The organism is Indiicoccus explosivorum (assembly GCF_002167005.1).
In the GTDB taxonomy this organism is placed as follows: Bacteria; Bacillota; Bacilli; order Bacillales_A; family Planococcaceae; genus Indiicoccus; species Indiicoccus explosivorum.
The window spans coordinates 1-16,038 of sequence record NZ_NHTN01000025.1 but is presented as its reverse complement, the minus strand read 5'-3'; the positions used below and the strand labels follow the sequence as shown (position 1 = coordinate 16,038).

Sequence of the window (16,038 nt, the reverse complement as noted above, 5' to 3'; positions counted from 1 at the left end):
CGGCGGCGGCTGTTGGTAAACGCCCGGTTCAATCTGTCTCAATACGCTCGCCCCTTTACGTACGTTTAGAACGCCGCTGACGGCTTCCGAAGGTTTCTGGGCCTGACGGACTGCCCCGCGGCTAATTCACCGCCTGCAACGCCGAGAATCGGCTGTATAGCCGGCTAACCGCCCTTTAATCGTCCTTAGTTGTTCCGGTATTTGCGCAGCTGGTACTCGCGATTGTAGCCGCGTTTCTTTTTGCGCCGGTGATGCGCCCCGCACGAGCTGCAACGCTCCTGCCGGTTGGACTTCGGTTCGAACGGTTCGCCGCAGTCTGCGCACGCTTTGCCGGCCGTGGCCGCCTGGCCGATCGACGCCTCGTATTTAAGCGACAGATCCGGGTCAGCCGGCAGCACCGACTCGCGGCCGTATTTGCATCGGTACGGCACGTCGTGCATGAACGGGCAGAGGCGCCCGCTTTCCGTTAAGTCGAGCAGGCACTTGCCGTCCTTGTCGTAATTGGCGCAGTTGCGCTTGATGAAGGCGGCGGTTGCTTTGTCCGGCATCACGAGGCGTCACCCCGTTCCCTTTCGGCGTACTCCGCCAGTTCTGCGGCTTCAGCGCGAAGGGTTTCCGCCACGTTGTCGATTTCCGCTTCAGTGACCGGCCGTTCTGCGAGTCTTTCCGCAAAGTTACGAACAAACTGGCGCCATAGCTGATCCGTGAACGCGTCGCTCTGCTGATACCAGTCGTAAACATGCTTATTTCCTTTTTTGATGTTGCACGTATGGCAGACGACCTCGAAGTTAAGCAGGTGATTGACGCCGCCTACAACCGTTTTAAATCCATAAATATGTTCCGCGGTCGGCTTCTCCTGCCCTTCGTCCATGCCGATCGAGCAACCGCAGTACGGACAGTTCGTGCGCTTCTCGAACAGCGCGAGCACGTCTGTAAATGTTAAATTCGACGACAAGCCGAGCTGTCGGCACTTGTGAACCGATTTATCGTAGGCTTTGCGTGCACGCCCTCGCAGTGTGCCGTTTCGCTTTGCGTTGTACTTGCTGTGTGAGGCGAGGAATTTATCGTAGTTCGCTTCCCGCCATCCTTTTACGCGTTTCGCATTACAATCGCGGCAATACGACTGGTGGCCGTCCTTCGCATGTTTGCTGCGGTGAAATTCGGTTAGGGGCTTGTCTGTGAGGCACTGCGGGCATCGTTTATGGTTTTCCATTTCGCACCATCCTGTTAGCTGTTTAGCATGTATTTTTCTCCGTGGCTCCGATTAGTAGTCCAGTGTTTTCTCATAAGCGGCAATGAACGTGAAGAAAGAGTCGTCGATCGGGAACTCGCGTGCATACTTCGCCCGTATTTCTGCCGTAGGCTGCCGGTGACCGTTCTCGATGGCTGATATAGTGGCCGTGCTCGTGTCCAGGGCGTTTGCCATGCTCTGCACGCTTAACCCTTTCCAGAGGCGCGTATATTTGAAGTTGTTAAATTTATTGCTTTTCACCTTAAAAACCCCCTTTTGTTTCGTTAACTCCCGTTAAAAATGGGGCACCTGCCCCGTCATATTATTAGGGGGAAAGTACCCCGATAAACCGCGCCATTACGCGATTCTTCGGGCATTTTTTGCGGGAATATATGCCGCCTCAGCCTCCGCTTTCGACTTGAAAACACGCATTTCTCCGATAGGTGACCGGTCGTTCTTAACCGGCACAAACCGTTCAGGTTTATTGCGGTCTTTCTGCTTCTCGATGTCCTCCGCAGGCGTCGCGTTTTCATGGTCGCGGACGGAATCGCCTACCGAATCGCTCTGCCGCGGCAAGTAGTAATGAACCGGCAGATAGGATCCGGTCTGCTTGAAACGGGTTTCGGCGTTCTTAGCGTCCGTTTTGCAGCCTTCGCAGCAGTAACCGGCGTCGATCCGCTTCGTTTTCTGCCCTTTGAAGTTCGACCGCAGCACCGGAAAGTAGTTCAGGCAGAATTTATGCCGGCATCTGCGCCACTTCTTGCGCTCGTCCCGGTAGTCGTCCCACGTTACAATGGCGTCCAGTGTCGCCCAGGCCGCCGTACCGAACGCCTGAAGCCGCAGCATGAACAAAAGCGTCGACGCCTCGATCATGTCCTTGTAATCGCTGTAGAGCGACGTCAGCGGGTAGTCAGCGCGTTCTACATAGCCGCGGCAGTAAACGGGCGGGTCTGCGCGTATGGCCGCCTGTTCGGCGCGTTCTGAAGCGAGAATGAACGCATTGGCGGTGCCTTCGAGCGTGGTGACGGGCGCTCGCTTCAGGCGGACGTCGTCGACGTTGGTGTATTGCGTTAAGTCGGTGAGTTTTCGTTGTGGGAAATCTTTGCTCGGTATGAAGCGGTGGGTTGCTTTAAGTTTGGTGAGTTGCTTGAAGGTGATCGTGAGGACGAAGCGTGCAGGGGCTTGATTGGACGGCCTGACCCGAAAGACGCGGAATCTCTTATCCCGTTTCGATAGTTTCTTGGCGAGTGACATAGAGACTTCGTATTTGATTGGCATTGTAGCTGGCATGTGGTTCCCCCTGTTTGGCTGATTTTTGGTGATGTACGCGTAGCAGTTACGCGTGTCGGATATCTCTTGTTCTTCTTTGAAGAAAGAACTATCGATCAATACCTGTACCGGATATACCGTTATTATTTACATCGTTGTGACGTCTGCTTGCAGGCGGCACTATCTCTTAAATCTCGTTTGTAAATCTAGTTACGTAAGTTTCGTTTATGCGTCATAATTACGCGTACATAAAGACGCCATTTACGTGTGTGTATGGTCGTCATTTACGCGTGTATCCCTTTCCCGGCGGAACTGTTCGAGGCGTTCCAGGCCTTCTTCCGACCGCTTCTTAGCCGTTTCACGTAAGCCCAGCATTCGTTTTAGGGCTGACGGATTGGCTGCGTAGAAGTCGTCGGGCGAAAGTGGTTCCAGCGGCACGTACTTCCCCGTCTTCGGCCTGACGATTAAGCCGGCCGTTATGAGGTCGCGGATATGGAGGCCGGTCGTTTTCGATGATTTACCGTAATCGACGGCCAGCCGTTCGACGCTCGGCCACGCTACGCCGGTATCCACATTGAAATAGTCGATGATGAGGGCGTAGAGAAAGAGTTTGTCGGCGCTCATGGCGTCGTGATGGACGTAGTGGCGGGCGTTGGATGGAATCGGAATGAACTTCTGACCGTTGGCGCTAGGGTTCGACTTATTGAATGCGGGGCGATTTCCGCTGTTTTGGCTGTTTGACATTGTTTTTGCCTCCGTTTTGAAAGATTTTTTGTAGATCCGCTTCGACTTCTGGCGTATTTTTGAATTTAAACGTTAAATAGCCGGGCGTTTGCGTAGATTCTGCGGCGCCGACGCATTCGTGACCGAGCCGTATCAGCGCGTGAGCGACGTTGACCGACCGGATAAACTTGTATAAATATTGCGGTTGCTGTGCGTGCATGATTTCACCCCCCTTCGATGATTTTTGTTCCTACTTGTATCTAACCGCTCGAATACAGATTGGTACGTTTTTCGTGAAAAATTACAGGTTTCATTCTCATCTCCTTTTTTGCTCTCATAAGAATCTAACGAGCCAAACTGTTTTGGGGAGTTTTTCACCAATTTTTTTGCCTACACTGATATATCACCGCTCAGATGCGTTTTGGTTACAAATTCGCTAAATTTTTTTCTCTACACTTGTATATCCGACGCCAAACGGAAACTCGGAGGTTTTTAGGCAAAAAAATAACCGATCAGTTGGCGGGCTGACCGGCGGTGCTTGGCGGCTTCTTTATTCAGTCGTTGTGGCCGTGTATATCGTTCGTAGCGGCCCGCGACACGGCCGTCATGTAATCGACCGCATTCATGTCCGCCAGCTGCAGCGGATCCGCCCCGTCGAGCACCGGCACCTCAACGACCGCGTAATCGTCTTCAGCGACGACGGTCAGCTGGTTGTCGGCCGTCAGACTGTCGGCCAGCCTGCGGTTGCGCACGGTGAACCAGTTCCAGGCGTCCGGGTACGTGACAAGCAGCGTCGAATCGCCGAACAGGTAGCCCGGCTGCTCGTCCGTGCCGCCGTCGTCCAGTACGAAGGTGATGCGTACCTTGACCGCCTTCACAGCTCGACGCCCCCGTATTCGGCCATGAGCGCAAACACTTCGACGGCTTCCATCGTGTCGATGTCGTCAACGAGCTGGCGTGTAGCGTCGTTTAGGGCGAGCACAGCAAGCGTCTTCTGGCTGCCGTCCCCCTTGAGGACTTCGATGCCCATTGCGTCGGCATCGTGATAGATGACCGCGTGAACGTCGTTAAACAGCCGGATTGTTTCGTAACGATCGGCGGCAGGCCGGTTGGTAAATGTAAAAGCGAGGATGCCGCGGTCTTCCGTGGTGGTTTCGTGGGTTACCGTCATTTCTGTTTGCATGAATAATTCCTCCCGAATGTTTGTAGTGGGTGCAAGTGACTCAGCAGTAATACTTCTACACTCAATATATTACTTCTGAAGTAATACGTCAAGGAAATTAAAAAAGTTTTTTCATTTAAAAGTATTACTCCTATAATTCGTCATGTATAATTGAGTTATTAGCCAACCGGAATGGAGGATCTGTATGGGGTTCGTATTCAAGCTGGAAGAAGTTCTGACGGAGTTAGGTGCCACGCGGAATGAATTGGCGGTGGAATCGAAGACGCGGCCAGCCAGCCTGCTCGAAATGTATCGCGGCAACACTAAGCGGATCGAACTGGCAACAATGGAAAAGATACTCGATACGCTGAACGATTTCGCAGCCGCTAAAGGCATCGGAAAAACGTACACGCTCGACAGTATTATCAAATATGAACGAGACGCCCGCTGATTCTGCTGCAGGCGTTTTTGTTTGTGAAAAATTGGCCGTCCTGCGCTCCTTTTACGTACCGTTACCGGCCAGCCGCGAGTTAAATGCGTCTGAGGCGCAATGTCAGCGGTATTTTATGTCATAATTTGCTTAAAAGGGCGGAGAGTGGTTCGTGTGGAATTTCTTTTCGGAGTAGTCGTATGGGCAGTTTTTATTTTTGGTATTGGTGCGATCGTCGTCGGATCATTCGGGAAAAAGCGGCCACGACCGGTCAAACTGTCATCCAATACGGAAGCTGCGCAAGGCTTCGCGTGGGTGAAAGACGAACTAAACGAGATATCGCGTCTGTATCGGCACGGGGAAATCGAAGAAGACGAATATATTGACCGCATGACGTCAGCGTTGGTTTACCGCAGCAGGATCCAAGCGATACACGGGGTGACCGAGGCGCAATGCCAGCACTTTATCGACATGTACCGGACGACCATCGATGAAGAAACCGAACCGCAATTAAAAAAGCCCCGCGATTAGCCTGCGGGGTTAGTCGTGCTCAATCCGTTATATGTATCGCCGTAATCTCGTCGACAGGCAGCGTCCATTCGCCGAACGGATCCGCGTAAGTGAGCGTGCGCTTGCTGACGTCCACGCTGCGTATCGTGCCGCGGTGATGCCGGAAGTGCCGGCCGTGCCACGTCTGCATATAGACGCTGCAGCTGTCCGCCAGTGCCTTCGTGAGCGTGTCGTGAATGCAGGCGCGTTCCTCGTCGGTCAGATACGGTTCGTCCGTCCGATCCGCCGGCCATTGCGTGATGAATAAGCCGTCCCAGTTCGCCATGTCGTTCGCCCCTTTCGTTTGGAACGTATGTTCGTATTATACCCGACGAAGCCAGCGAATGAACCCCTCGGTTTTAAAAAATATTGCGCAAATTTTTTCGGGGCTGAACCGGTTTCTGCATAAAATCGCCTTGGGTCGCGGGCTTTCCGGTGGTGTGCCGGGCGGAACGTCAGATCGGGCGCATTTGCCCCTCGGTTTCGGCATGACTTTCGGATTGAGTAAAGTGAAGACGAGCGGCCCGGCGAGGGTAGTCTTGGAGGGCATCGGATTTTCGCCGGCCGCGGCACCGACCGCAGGAAATCGCTTGACATGCAAGAATATACATAACTCTGTTTTGACCGTTCATTCAAATTCCTCTTTACTTCCGATAATCTATCTTATGTAAACCAAATTAGCGCCCCTGAACGTTGATATGACGGCATTCCGTAAACCGGCGTCCGTTATGCGTGCCCATTTCGGCCATATACACGCCCATTTCGACCGATATGCACGATATGCACCCCATACCCGCCCGTTTTGCGCTGTATAAAACGCTGCATATAAACGGCCTGCAAAACGCCCGGATCTGCCGAATAATGACGCCTGCACCCCCCCATTTTTTCGAGCACGCACGCGGCAGGCGCCCTCTGCACTCGGAATCGCCGTATCTGTAAACGGACGTAAACGCCGCTGCCACTCCGCAAATAGGCGCCCAAAGACATGCACCAGCGGAAATAAACGGAAGAGAGTTGAATCGTCCAGCTAGGATGGCAATGTCGGACCACTAGACCTGTCCTAACTAACATAAGCGTATCCCGATCCTTCAAACTAGAATTTAGACAAAAAAAATACGCCATAACGGCGATACGCGAAAAAAAAGCAAAAAAATTATACATAAATAAGACAGACTATTCTTTTTTGGAAGAATATAGAGTATAATTATTCCGTCTGAAGATAGGGGTGAGAGCTATTCGTGTAAAACTAAACTGAATACGCGACAGGCAAATACTTGAAAGGTAAAGGTATCCGTATGACTTCAAACGAATTGATGCAGCTACTAATGCTACTGGCAACAATGGGGTTGTTGGCAGTAGGCATCGTCACGGTAACAATACTGCTTCTGGGATAGGATAAGGTAAACATTTGATGGACTCCGTGGGGACGGGGTCCTTTTTTTTTAATTGTTTTAAAACTAATTATTATAACACCGTAAACCCTTAAAAATAGCGACATAGAGACATCATAAAGCTAATGTACTTTATGTCACTAATTGATTTTACGGATACCGCAATCCGTTGTCAACAGATTAGTATAGTCATAATTATCTATTTTGAAAACAATAACTAAATACTTTGACCCTATTCTGTTTAAAAGAGGCCGTATGACCCAATTTTCTTAGGTGTATTTTATTTTTCTTTAAAGATTATTACCTTCTGTAACTCAGTACAGCAGGTATTTTAACGTCACCGAAAAACCACCCGCAAGCACAGGCGTTAACTGGCAAATACTTCCTCGGCTAATTGGCGCACGTATAGCGCTTTGGTCGTCCGTTGTGTGGCGCGGTACAGCACCGCCATTAAATTACGCACCTTGCCCCGTTTATAGGCGTGCATGACGCTGAGAACGGCGTCCCTGTAGGCGTCTTCATGGTGTTCGAACGCGATAGACCGATCGACGCTCGCTTTTGCCCGCAGCATGACGCCGTAGGCGGTGTAGAGTTCGTCTGTATCAAAGAATGGCGCAAGTGTATTCGCCAGCACTGCGGGCAGTTTAACGGTCAGTCCCCGCTTAATCGACTGCGCCGTATCATATGTATTTTGTTGATTTAAAGGAGTTGTGGTTTCTTTCTCGCGTTTAACGGCTTCAGCGCTTGCGGCCGTAGGCTTCTCGGCATCTGCACGGGCGGTCGTCGACGGGCGGTCGTCGATAGGCTCAGCGGGCAGTACGCGAAGGATATTACCGCCGTTGCCGCCGGACTTTTTACGCATGAAAGCGACGCGCTCGACGATGTGCAGGCGTTCCAGCAGGGCGACAGCACGGCGGGTTGTAACCGGAGATTTACCGATCATGCCGGCCAGTGTGTCGATTTTAAGCCAGGCAGCGCCAGGATACTTCACGGCGTGGCGGCTGATGACTTCGAGCGCCTTGATAGCGGTTTCGGTCAGGTTGTAGCGGTGGGTGCGCAGGTGGATCCGAATAGTTTCGTTCATTTCCTCAACGTGTTCGAATGTTTTGTGGTGGCTGAGTACGATGGTCATTACGGTACGCTCCTTTTACGGACGCAAAAAGGGACAACGGTTAAATCGAATTTACTCGACGTAACCACTGTCCCCGAATACATTAACGCAAAGACTGACCGCGAAAATGACGTATTTCCCTTTACAATACCGCTCATATGTCATAAACTGAGGGCATCTATAAAAAGGTGGAGCAAGTGGTGACGTCGGGTGCGGACCGACTTTACCGGTTACAGTGGATTGCAGTCCTCTGTAGCGGCTTCACCTTTTTGCTATTTCCGTGCGATTTAGTTGTTACTAGCGTAACGCTAATACGAAACCTTCGCAATAGTAATTTTTCAGACTTGCGCCACACTGGCGGCGCTCGCATGCCCTTAAACGCCGTCAACCCTTGCCGAATAACCTCGCAAAAAGCCCGCGCCGCTTCGGTTCGGGCGCTTTTTCATTTTCTGCGGAATTTTTTTCAACTTGCGGGGGTATGCGCACGCCGTTCGCGCCCTGTTCGTTGGCTGTTGCGCCGTCAGCGTCCTGCTCATCGTCTTCAGCATCCTCGGCCAGCGCTTCCAGGCGACTAAGCGACGCCAATATGAGCGAGTTCTGCCGCGTCACTTCGGTGAAGGCCTGCCGCAGCTCGGCGTTCTCTTTCCGCAGGGTTTTGATTTCGTCGGCCAAAGCGACGACAAGATCACGGTCGCTACGGATAAGGACTTCGCCGGCTTCGCGCCGTGCCTGTCGTTCGCTCTGCAGCAACGTGCCGGACTTGGCCGCGGCTTCCTTCAGCGTGCTTCCTTCGCTTATGAGCTTTCGCATGTGGCTGAACGCCTTAAAATCGCGCTCATCGTAGAGGCGTTCGCCCTTTTCGTCGTGATTAAACTGTGCGCCGGCGGCTTCCAGCGCGAGTGCGTACTTGCGGACGCTGGACGTGCTGATCTTCAGCAGTTCCGCAATGCTACGGGTGCGATATGTATTCGTTACGGTTGGTTCGATATGTACGTTTTGATCGTCTGCCATGTGCGCACACTCCTCGTTCGTCTGGCGTTCGCGTTGATTACCCCGATTATACGCTGAACCCCGTCATATAAGCAATATGGGGCATTCTTCGGGCGCTCGTCCGGCGCGCGCACGCCGTTCGCACGGCCGTTCGTCAGTCGAGAGCACAAAAAAAGGGCGAGGCAGCCGAAGCCACCCCGCTAATCTACACAAAAAAAGAGAACCGATTAAGGTTCCCTGTTTACATTGGCTGATATTCTATGACGTTTTCTTCCATTAAAATTTGAGTAGCAAAATAGTCGGGGCCAAGATGTTGCGTGGTTGGATCACTAACATCAATGTCACTGATATATTTCGCCATCAAGCCCTCAGCTATACTTCGTTCAACGTCATAAGCTTCCTGCATAAAAGATACGGCATGATTTGTGAATACTTGTTGAGCATTTAATTTTTGTTTGATCATCAACTCACTCAACCCCTTTCTGTGATTAGATTCATATCTACTAATTTCATCATATCACGAATTTCTTGATTGTGTATCGAAAGTTGATCGTCATCTTCATATTTCGGATTTCTAATTTTCTTTAAATACTGTTCTGGGCTTATTTTCCCATTCACATAATCCGAAGTGCTATCCACTAATTCAGTGCCATCTGCGACTCTTCCGTAAACAAAATCAAAAGAGTGTTGCAAGCCTAATTTTTTCCTGTTATCGGCGACGAAATCAGCGAAATCTTTATCAAATTCATGGAAAAAAGCTCCATCGTACTTTTCCATCAACTCATTCGGGTCTAACTCAAAACTGATAACACAAGGCTTTTGGTCCCGATTGAATCTTAAGGCTCTTTGTTTTAACACAGCAAATCTTTTCGCTTGTTCCTTGTCAGTAGTTAGATAAAACCCCGGCCCGAAATCTAGCAAACGTCTGCTGTTATACATAACGTTGATTCCTTGTGCTTTTATCAAGTCATAGGAATTTTCAAACGTTCCATGATACCAATGCGTCGCAAAGCGGAACTTCAGTTGTGATTGAGCGGCTGCTTTAAACATTTAATTACCCTATTTCCGTTGTATTTACTCATTCCATAATAACGCGGGTTTACAGTAAGATGCAACGGAACCAGTATTTATGAGTATTACTGCAGCATGTCGTTCAGTTCGTCGATGCCTTTGCGAAGTTCCTCGTCGGTGAGCTGCTTGCGTTCGCTGGCGTCTACCGTAGCGATTTCGCTGCGATTGACGAGATTGCCGGTCACTTGATAGTACAGCTTCATCGCGTTAACGGATCCGTTCATCGCCGATTTAAAGAGCGCCGCGTCCACCGCTGGCCGCACGTTATCGAGTTCCCGTTCGCTGATGACGCTTGTATAGCGGACGAAATCGTTATTCTGCCGCCAGTTGCGCAGTGTGCGCGACGTGACGCCGATCTCCTGGGCGATTTCTTCCTGCTTTTTACGCTGCTTGCCGGCAAATTCGTTTGCGGCGATTAGTTCGGCCGCCTGAAGCTGCTCCGGTGAGAGCCGGCTTTTCAGTTCTCTGAGTGTAAGTGCCATTATACTGATCGTCCTTTCCATTCGTATTCTTCGTACATAATCGCGAGTTGCGTATCTAAGTACAGACGGCGGCTTAAATCGACCGCATCGTATTCATGGCGCTTGGCGATTAAACGGACCGCACCCGCTAAAAAACGGGCGCTCGTCCGCAGGGTGTCGTTATCGCACCGGCAAACCGGCTGCAGGCGGGCGGCCTGCGCTTCGAGCTTCGCCGTGTCGATGTCGAGCACGCGGTCGGTACCGTTCACCAGCTTCGTATAGCGCACGATAGCCGGCAGAATCACGTTGCGTACTTCGATGAATACCGCCTTCATGTCGGCCGTTGTCGGCTCGTATACGGGCGGCTGTTGGGCCGGGTTAGCTTTGCGGTACTCCGCGAGTTCTTGCCGTATGCGTTCAATGTCTACGCTCATGCCGTTTCACTCCTTCGTATTCGTTTATGCGCCAGCTTCGCCGACTTCAATGAGCTTAATCGCCAGCCGGTCAGCAATGCGGTTGATGTCCGCTTCTTCGCGGATCGTTACGCCGTTCATCGTGATATTGACAACCGGGGCGGCATTGCGGCGGTAGACGCTCTTACGTCCCTCGTTCTCCGCCCGTGTGACCACTCTCTCACCTTTATGCAGACGGTAATTGCCGTCGCGCGGAATCGAGTCAATGCCGTGGAAATGGCTGCCTTCGATTTTCGCGCCGCCGATCTTACTGGATAGAGCCGACGTATCGACGCCCGTTAGCTCCCCGCTGACATTCAGCTTCGGCAGTTTCGGAATGTCGATGCCCGGTATCTTGTTGATTAGGCCGATCATGCCGTTGATGCTGTCAGCGATTTCGTTTGCGGCACTGACCGCGGTGCTCTTAATCGCGCCCCAGACGTTTTCCCAGACCGACTTTGTGCTGTCCCAGTTTTCTGCAAGATTGACAGCCGCACGAATCAGGAAGCCGATCGGGCCGAGTACGAGGTTCGCCACGCCTTTGAAGGCTCCGAGCTTGTCCCATAGCGCCTGCGTTTTCGCTTTCACCGTATCCCAGTTTTTAAAGAGCGCCACGCCTGCCGCAATGACTCCGCCGATAGCCGCTATGAGCCACGTACCAGGGAACAGCAGCATCGATATCCGGGCGAGTACGAAGCCGGTACGCACGGCTGCTACGACGGTTTTAAGCACTCCGAATATTTTCGTAGCGGCGGAAATGACCGTCATAACCGTGCCGATAACCTTCAGCCCAATGAACGCAGCCCCTACGCCGATCAGTACCGGCTTGATCTTCGACCAGTGTTCGACGGTGAAGACGGCGACCGATTTAATGATCTTGCCGACGTCGGTGAGCACCTTGATCGAGTCCTTGCCGAACTGTGCGATTGCCGCGCGGTTTTCGTAGAGCATCGTCACGAAGGCGCCGACGTTTTCGAACATCTTGCTAAACGCGACCGACGCTTCCTGCTGCAGTTTTGCGAACTCCCTGCCTTCGAGGAATTTCGTCATCTTATCGACCATCGGGCCGACCGAATCAAGCGCCGACTCGCCGAGCTTGCGCAGGGCCGCCCGCATTGTGTCCGTTAGTTTGTTCCACTTGGCGAACGTCGTGTCGTTCACTTTGCCGAGGTATTCCGCGTTGACGCCGATGTCGCTGAGTATACTGTCGAGCGCCTGGAGTTTGGCCGCCTGTCCGACGGCTTCCTTCAGCGGTGCGACTTGATCCTTCGACAGGTTGAAACGGTCACGAAGCGAAACGAGGTCGCCGCCGAGCATTTCCTTGATTGCATAACCGGCACCCATCGCGCCTTCCATCGGATTGAGGTACGACAGCCGTTCCGTCAGATTGACGAGCTTTTCGATTTCACCGACGTCCTTCGTTACGGTGGCGAACGACTGGACGGAACCGAGCACTTCCCCGTAATCCATAACCGATTTCATCGCTTTATCTTCGATGAACTTCGACAGCTGGTCGGCTGCCTTCGCATCGCCGGCGAACAGCGCCTGCAGGCTGACTTTTTGGTAATCGGTCTGCATCGCGGCGCCGATCGTCGAACTGAGCAGCTTCTGCGCCCCGTACACGCCCATAATGCCGGCCGCCCATCCCGCCAGTGATGATGACGCCTTATTCGAGTAACGACTGAAGTCCTTCGCGTCCTCTGCGGTGTTATGGAACGAGATGCCGAGCTGCGACACTTTGCCGCGGAGTGAGGCGGTTGCGGCGCCTAGTGCGTGCTGGCGTGTTGCCGTCTGCCTAAATGACCGTTTCAAGCCGTCAGATGCGCGGTCGGTCTGCTCGACGGCCCTCTTGACTTGCCGCATCGGTTTCGAAAGCTGGTCGGTAAGTTTTAATACCGCATTAAGTTCGTAAGCCATTTATACCACCGCCTTAAGCGCGAGGGTCGCCGTCTGAACAGCGACAGAAGCCGCTTTCAGGTCGTTGAAGTTGTCGCCGGTGTTGTAAACGTCGATCAGCTTTAAAACCTTGCCGATCAGGTTCTGTGCGCAGACATCGGCGGTCGTGCCGTCCGTGAAATCGGCGCGGCGTGCTTCCAGGTTGTAAATGTGCATCCGTGGAATGTGTTTCTGCCCCATCATGTCGATTATGCTGTCAGCATGAACCGTGAGGGCTGCGTACTTTAATCTCTTTTTATGCAGCAATTGAACCACCCTTTTCTATACGAAATAAAAAAGCCCATTCTTTAAGCAATTGGCCATTTTGCTTAATTGAAGGCTTTAAAAGGTAACCAGGGGCGACAAGGTAAGCCCCCGATTATATAAATCTATGGAGATGCCTGCTCCTGTCCCGAGTTTTCCACGCTCGCAGTCAGTTATAGCGCAGGCGGAAGTAAGGTCGCGCTCCTGTGCGCAGCAAATGTCTAAAAAACTGCCGCAGTTTCTAACGCGCGCCGATCGGTTATTCGTTGATTTTCTTCTGCAATTCGGCGATCTGTGCCGTCAGTTCGGCGTATCGGTCGCTTTCCGGTTCGCTCTTTTCGGCAGGCGTTTCCTTTTCGGGCTGCGGTGCCGGTTCCTCGGCGGCTGCTTCCGCGGCACGCTTTACCAACGTGTATAGCGCGAGGTTCTGTGTCGACGAGAAGTGCCGCACGGCTGACTCGGTCGCTTTTAAATCGGCTTGTGTAATTGACTCACCGTTGTTCAATTTTTGGCGCATGTCGCTCAGTGTGCTATTTGCGTCACGGTGCGCGCCATTATTGGCGTAGTCTTGGCTTTCGATGACATCGGCGATCATGGCGTGTCGCATCTGCGCTGCTTCGTCGCCGCTTTTCGCTTCTTTTTCGAGCTGCTGAACGTATTGAGGCGACGGACTAACTGGAAATGGCAGCCCTTCGTCCTTGAAATACTTCTTTATGAGGTCTTCACGTTCACGCTTGGCGAGGGCATATTTGGCAATTTTTCGTTGATTGCCGCCCGACATTTTTCGCATTTCGGCGAGCTGGCGCTGACTTGTGAACTTCTCCATTAGTATTGCACCTCCGATTTAAGTAAATCCGGCACTATATCGCGTTCCAGTCTATCGAGGTCACCTGACCGCAAGAAGTAGTGATCGAACTCCGCCCGCTTTTCAGGCAGCACTCTGCCAAACCTGTATTTATATGATTCTCCGAACGATTCCTTGTATTCACTTTCGAAGTCCACGAATTCCCGTTTTACACAGTTATAAGCGAGAATAGCTTCGGCATAAGCGATTTTCGCGGCACGGATCCGTTCAAGTGCAGGCGTTACTTTGGACGCTTTGAATTTCGGCGCAATTTCTGCATGGTATTCTTCGATTACATCTTCGGGCGTGACGGTCATTACTTCACGAACATGCTGCATTGATGCAAATTCCTCACGGCGACGCCTGCAGACCTTTTCAGCGGCTTCCACGGCGTCTGCTAGACGATCAGCTTCCGACATATCGTCGACACCCTGCAACACGTTTTCGCGTACCTTCGCTTCATACTGCGCTTTCAGCGTCTGATACTCTTCGTCAGCTTTTCCAATTACTGCGTTTAAGTGGTGCACCTGCTGATCCGTTTGCTGTTTCTGTGTATTGTATTGTTCCAGTTTCGTTAGTTTCTTAGCCATTCGATCAACCCTTCCAGTTTTCGTATTAGATACGTTTTCCATTTCGGCAGTGGCGGCGGTTCTTCGTCGGTCAGTTCGATTTCGAGCACGTCGATGAGCATGTCGGCGTACTGATCGACAGCACGCTTCGTTTCCGCGACGTCCAGGCGGTGCTTGATTTCACCTTTAATGCCGGGCGTCTGCAGCAGGGCGGAAAACAGCGAATAGTCAGCGGTGTAGACTTCGGTGACGTCGTATTCCCGAAGCATGTCGATAACCTGCTCGTTCGATTCGAACGGACGCATAAGCTGATCGACGAGATGGTGAACATCGTTGTTATCCGTGCTGCCGTAGACGTGGACGACGGCGAGGTCGCGCGCGTGCAGTGTTTCGATGTTAGCGATTGCGAACACGGTTCAGCGCCCCTTCCGTTATTTAGTCGGAATGTCGTTTTTGAATCGTTCCGGGTGGAGTTCCCTTTCTAGCCGTTCTTCCAGCTGCAGCCGTTCATCTTCGATATAGGTTTCGATTAGCTTGTGGCCTACGCTGCCCTTTTTCTTATGGTCGAGCAGGTATTTACGCAGCGGCGTATCGACGTGCGCTTCATTAACGATAAATTCGATCGCTAACTTCAACGCGGAAAAATGATTCAAGAAATCCTGTTCCGATTTTTGCTGTTTCTTTTCTAACTCGTGTATTTTATCCATCGAATAAGCTCCTTTTTCCTTCGTTTAGGTTGGTTCCGGTATTGCGGCTAAGTGGATATGAAACGAAAAGCAGAAATGTATGGTTTGGGTACCTGATTCCCCTCTAAATAGTATGAGCTGTAAAAACGGCTTATTTCTTAGAGGGTCAAGAGGTTGGACGGGTAATCCGCGGGTTCCTGGCACCCCTTTACCCCCTACCGGCCGATTTCCCGGTTACCCCTTCAGTCCTTCTTTTTGGCTCCCGTCTGCATCTTCCGCAGCGCTTCGAACGTGTCGGCTTCGAGGCGTTCCAGCAGCGGAATGCTCGGCGGTTGCGGGCGGCTTCTCGGCTTCCGTTTCTTCCTTTCAGGCATTCGCAGTCACTTCCTTCCGTGTCGTTTTGAGCGTTAAAAAGTTATATCCGTAAAGTTTTATTTCTTTTATGGCGTCTTTTATGCAACCTTTTACCATAAAAGGCCGTTTAAAAGCGTCTGTAAAAGCTGTTAAGCCCGTCAGACTGGCGTTTTGAAGCATCGTCGCCGACTAATTTTCGACCCGTGATTTATTTACTCCTTGGTGCACCCTCAACAGAGCGAATTGACCACGCTGCAAAACCGCAGAACTTAATAACGTCCTTCCTCGTCCGTTTCCGGCTGCTGTTCGCTTTCTGCGGCGATTTTTTCGAGCTTTTTTAACATACGCTGGCTCCAGCCGTGGCCTTCGTTCGCTTTCTTCCGTCTACGGTGTATGCTCACCGATCGGAAATCTTTCGCCCGTTTTTTGTGGCCCATCGTCCATCACCTCGCATCTGAAATATTTCGTCAGCCCGCGGTCTTGGATCTGCTCCGCGGACATTTCCCGCAGCCTGTACGTCGTTATGACGCTACCGTAGCCGACCGT

Annotated in this window: 25 protein-coding genes; 2 read left to right on the top strand and 23 right to left on the bottom strand. The window is 51.8% G+C overall.

Annotation, left to right across the window (positions count from 1 at the left end):
- Nucleotides 1–185 precede the first annotated feature (185 nt).
- From CCE92_RS09065 to CCE92_RS09035, 8 genes are all read right to left on the bottom strand, one after another.
- Entirely contained in the window at nt 186–548 is a 363-nt protein-coding gene (locus CCE92_RS09065) for a cysteine-rich VLP protein (protein ID WP_088007210.1), read from the bottom strand.
- The gene (locus CCE92_RS09060; protein ID WP_088007209.1) at nt 548–1,213 is read right to left on the bottom strand and encodes a hypothetical protein; all 666 of its coding nucleotides are present in this window, start codon (nt 1,211–1,213) and stop codon (nt 548–550) included. The genes CCE92_RS09065 and CCE92_RS09060 overlap by 1 nt, the downstream gene beginning before the upstream one ends.
- Nucleotides 1,214–1,264: 51 nt before the next feature.
- The gene (locus tag CCE92_RS09055; RefSeq protein WP_088007208.1) at nt 1,265–1,492 is read right to left on the bottom strand and encodes a helix-turn-helix transcriptional regulator; all 228 of its coding nucleotides are present in this window, start codon (nt 1,490–1,492) and stop codon (nt 1,265–1,267) included.
- 96 nt (nt 1,493–1,588) lie between these two features.
- A complete protein-coding gene (locus CCE92_RS09050; RefSeq protein WP_088007207.1) occupies nt 1,589–2,521 on the bottom strand; it encodes a hypothetical protein in 933 nt (310 codons plus the stop codon).
- A 240-nt stretch (nt 2,522–2,761) separates the two neighbouring features.
- Nucleotides 2,762–3,244, bottom strand: a complete 483-nt coding sequence (locus CCE92_RS09045) for a helix-turn-helix domain-containing protein (protein ID WP_088007206.1) — start codon at nt 3,242–3,244, stop codon at nt 2,762–2,764.
- Complete coding sequence (locus CCE92_RS15710; RefSeq protein WP_144391000.1) at nt 3,201–3,443, bottom strand: hypothetical protein; 243 nt, start codon at nt 3,441–3,443, stop codon at nt 3,201–3,203. The genes CCE92_RS09045 and CCE92_RS15710 overlap by 44 nt, the downstream gene beginning before the upstream one ends.
- Before the next feature lie 334 nt (nt 3,444–3,777).
- The gene (locus CCE92_RS09040) at nt 3,778–4,101 is read right to left on the bottom strand and encodes a hypothetical protein (RefSeq protein WP_088007205.1); all 324 of its coding nucleotides are present in this window, start codon (nt 4,099–4,101) and stop codon (nt 3,778–3,780) included.
- Nucleotides 4,098–4,406, bottom strand: a complete 309-nt coding sequence (locus CCE92_RS09035) for a hypothetical protein (protein ID WP_088007204.1) — start codon at nt 4,404–4,406, stop codon at nt 4,098–4,100. Before CCE92_RS09035 ends, CCE92_RS09040 begins: the two co-directional genes overlap by 4 nt.
- Before the next feature lie 184 nt (nt 4,407–4,590).
- On the opposite strand from CCE92_RS09035, the gene CCE92_RS09030 reads away from it, so the two are divergent.
- Together CCE92_RS09030 and CCE92_RS09025 are read left to right on the top strand one after the other, a co-directional pair.
- Entirely contained in the window at nt 4,591–4,836 is a 246-nt protein-coding gene (locus tag CCE92_RS09030) for a helix-turn-helix domain-containing protein (protein WP_088007203.1), read from the top strand.
- Nucleotides 4,837–4,989: 153 nt separating this feature from the next.
- Nucleotides 4,990–5,346, top strand: coding sequence for an SHOCT domain-containing protein (locus CCE92_RS09025; RefSeq protein WP_088007202.1), 357 nt, complete (start codon nt 4,990–4,992; stop codon nt 5,344–5,346).
- Nucleotides 5,347–5,365: 19 nt separating this feature from the next.
- Here the strand turns inward: CCE92_RS09025 and CCE92_RS09020 are convergent, their stop codons facing one another.
- The 15 genes from CCE92_RS09020 to CCE92_RS15855 form a co-directional block, all read right to left on the bottom strand.
- Entirely contained in the window at nt 5,366–5,650 is a 285-nt protein-coding gene (locus CCE92_RS09020) for a YolD-like family protein (RefSeq protein ID WP_088007201.1), read from the bottom strand.
- Between the two features lie 1,472 nt (nt 5,651–7,122).
- Complete coding sequence (locus CCE92_RS09015) at nt 7,123–7,887, bottom strand: hypothetical protein (RefSeq protein WP_088007200.1); 765 nt, start codon at nt 7,885–7,887, stop codon at nt 7,123–7,125.
- A 363-nt stretch (nt 7,888–8,250) separates the two neighbouring features.
- Nucleotides 8,251–8,877, bottom strand: coding sequence for a MerR family transcriptional regulator (locus CCE92_RS09010; RefSeq protein ID WP_088007199.1), 627 nt, complete (start codon nt 8,875–8,877; stop codon nt 8,251–8,253).
- Between the two features lie 220 nt (nt 8,878–9,097).
- Nucleotides 9,098–9,322, bottom strand: a complete 225-nt coding sequence (locus CCE92_RS09005) for a hypothetical protein (RefSeq protein ID WP_088007198.1) — start codon at nt 9,320–9,322, stop codon at nt 9,098–9,100.
- A gap of 5 nt (nt 9,323–9,327) precedes the next feature.
- Nucleotides 9,328–9,906, bottom strand: coding sequence for a DUF3990 domain-containing protein (locus CCE92_RS09000; RefSeq protein ID WP_088007197.1), 579 nt, complete (start codon nt 9,904–9,906; stop codon nt 9,328–9,330).
- An 86-nt stretch (nt 9,907–9,992) separates the two neighbouring features.
- Entirely contained in the window at nt 9,993–10,409 is a 417-nt protein-coding gene (locus CCE92_RS08995; RefSeq protein WP_162287847.1) for a phBC6A51 family helix-turn-helix protein, read from the bottom strand.
- Nucleotides 10,409–10,822, bottom strand: a complete 414-nt coding sequence (locus CCE92_RS08990) for a hypothetical protein (protein WP_088007195.1) — start codon at nt 10,820–10,822, stop codon at nt 10,409–10,411. Before CCE92_RS08990 ends, CCE92_RS08995 begins: the two co-directional genes overlap by 1 nt.
- A 24-nt stretch (nt 10,823–10,846) precedes the next feature.
- Entirely contained in the window at nt 10,847–12,757 is a 1,911-nt protein-coding gene (locus tag CCE92_RS08985) for a phage tail tape measure protein (RefSeq protein WP_088007194.1), read from the bottom strand.
- Complete coding sequence (locus CCE92_RS08980) at nt 12,758–12,976, bottom strand: hypothetical protein (protein WP_162287846.1); 219 nt, start codon at nt 12,974–12,976, stop codon at nt 12,758–12,760.
- A gap of 322 nt (nt 12,977–13,298) precedes the next feature.
- On the bottom strand, nt 13,299–13,865 hold the full coding sequence (locus CCE92_RS08975; protein ID WP_088007192.1) for a hypothetical protein: 567 nt from the start codon (nt 13,863–13,865) through the stop codon (nt 13,299–13,301).
- Complete coding sequence (locus CCE92_RS08970; protein WP_088007191.1) at nt 13,865–14,473, bottom strand: hypothetical protein; 609 nt, start codon at nt 14,471–14,473, stop codon at nt 13,865–13,867. The genes CCE92_RS08975 and CCE92_RS08970 overlap by 1 nt, the downstream gene beginning before the upstream one ends.
- On the bottom strand, nt 14,458–14,865 hold the full coding sequence (locus CCE92_RS08965) for a hypothetical protein (protein ID WP_088007190.1): 408 nt from the start codon (nt 14,863–14,865) through the stop codon (nt 14,458–14,460). Before CCE92_RS08965 ends, CCE92_RS08970 begins: the two co-directional genes overlap by 16 nt.
- 18 nt (nt 14,866–14,883) lie before the next feature.
- The gene (locus CCE92_RS08960; protein ID WP_088007189.1) at nt 14,884–15,159 is read right to left on the bottom strand and encodes a hypothetical protein; all 276 of its coding nucleotides are present in this window, start codon (nt 15,157–15,159) and stop codon (nt 14,884–14,886) included.
- 221 nt (nt 15,160–15,380) lie between these two features.
- Nucleotides 15,381–15,512, bottom strand: a complete 132-nt coding sequence (locus CCE92_RS16305; protein ID WP_277621522.1) for a hypothetical protein — start codon at nt 15,510–15,512, stop codon at nt 15,381–15,383.
- Nucleotides 15,513–15,761: 249 nt separating this feature from the next.
- A complete protein-coding gene (locus CCE92_RS15855; protein ID WP_155522834.1) occupies nt 15,762–15,929 on the bottom strand; it encodes a hypothetical protein in 168 nt (55 codons plus the stop codon).
- Nucleotides 15,930–16,038: the final 109 nt, after the last annotated feature.

What these genes read in the sequence shown, in the direction of transcription:
- CCE92_RS09000 (WP_088007197.1), bottom strand. Translation starts at nt 9,906, where the DNA reads ATGTTTAAAGCAGCCGCTCAATCACAACTGAAGTTCCGCTTTGCGACG.
- CCE92_RS08970 (WP_088007191.1), bottom strand. Translation starts at nt 14,473, where the DNA reads ATGGCTAAGAAACTAACGAAACTGGAACAATACAATACACAGAAACAG.
- CCE92_RS09045 (WP_088007206.1), bottom strand. Translation starts at nt 3,244, where the DNA reads ATGTCAAACAGCCAAAACAGCGGAAATCGCCCCGCATTCAATAAGTCG.
- CCE92_RS15855 (WP_155522834.1), bottom strand. Translation starts at nt 15,929, where the DNA reads ATGGGCCACAAAAAACGGGCGAAAGATTTCCGATCGGTGAGCATACAC.
- CCE92_RS09065 (WP_088007210.1), bottom strand. Translation starts at nt 548, where the DNA reads ATGCCGGACAAAGCAACCGCCGCCTTCATCAAGCGCAACTGCGCCAAT.
- CCE92_RS08990 (WP_088007195.1), bottom strand. Translation starts at nt 10,822, where the DNA reads ATGAGCGTAGACATTGAACGCATACGGCAAGAACTCGCGGAGTACCGC.
- CCE92_RS09035 (WP_088007204.1), bottom strand. Translation starts at nt 4,406, where the DNA reads ATGCAAACAGAAATGACGGTAACCCACGAAACCACCACGGAAGACCGC.
- CCE92_RS09015 (WP_088007200.1), bottom strand. Translation starts at nt 7,887, where the DNA reads ATGACCATCGTACTCAGCCACCACAAAACATTCGAACACGTTGAGGAA.
- CCE92_RS08980 (WP_162287846.1), bottom strand. Translation starts at nt 12,976, where the DNA reads ATGGGGCAGAAACACATTCCACGGATGCACATTTACAACCTGGAAGCA.
- CCE92_RS08975 (WP_088007192.1), bottom strand. Translation starts at nt 13,865, where the DNA reads ATGGAGAAGTTCACAAGTCAGCGCCAGCTCGCCGAAATGCGAAAAATG.
- CCE92_RS09050 (WP_088007207.1), bottom strand. Translation starts at nt 2,521, where the DNA reads ATGCCAGCTACAATGCCAATCAAATACGAAGTCTCTATGTCACTCGCC.
- CCE92_RS09030 (WP_088007203.1), top strand. Translation starts at nt 4,591, where the DNA reads ATGGGGTTCGTATTCAAGCTGGAAGAAGTTCTGACGGAGTTAGGTGCC.
- CCE92_RS09060 (WP_088007209.1), bottom strand. Translation starts at nt 1,213, where the DNA reads ATGGAAAACCATAAACGATGCCCGCAGTGCCTCACAGACAAGCCCCTA.
- CCE92_RS15710 (WP_144391000.1), bottom strand. Translation starts at nt 3,443, where the DNA reads ATGCACGCACAGCAACCGCAATATTTATACAAGTTTATCCGGTCGGTC.
- CCE92_RS08995 (WP_162287847.1), bottom strand. Translation starts at nt 10,409, where the DNA reads ATGGCACTTACACTCAGAGAACTGAAAAGCCGGCTCTCACCGGAGCAG.
- CCE92_RS08985 (WP_088007194.1), bottom strand. Translation starts at nt 12,757, where the DNA reads ATGGCTTACGAACTTAATGCGGTATTAAAACTTACCGACCAGCTTTCG.
- CCE92_RS08960 (WP_088007189.1), bottom strand. Translation starts at nt 15,159, where the DNA reads ATGGATAAAATACACGAGTTAGAAAAGAAACAGCAAAAATCGGAACAG.
- CCE92_RS09020 (WP_088007201.1), bottom strand. Translation starts at nt 5,650, where the DNA reads ATGGCGAACTGGGACGGCTTATTCATCACGCAATGGCCGGCGGATCGG.
- CCE92_RS16305 (WP_277621522.1), bottom strand. Translation starts at nt 15,512, where the DNA reads ATGCCTGAAAGGAAGAAACGGAAGCCGAGAAGCCGCCCGCAACCGCCG.
- CCE92_RS09010 (WP_088007199.1), bottom strand. Translation starts at nt 8,877, where the DNA reads ATGGCAGACGATCAAAACGTACATATCGAACCAACCGTAACGAATACA.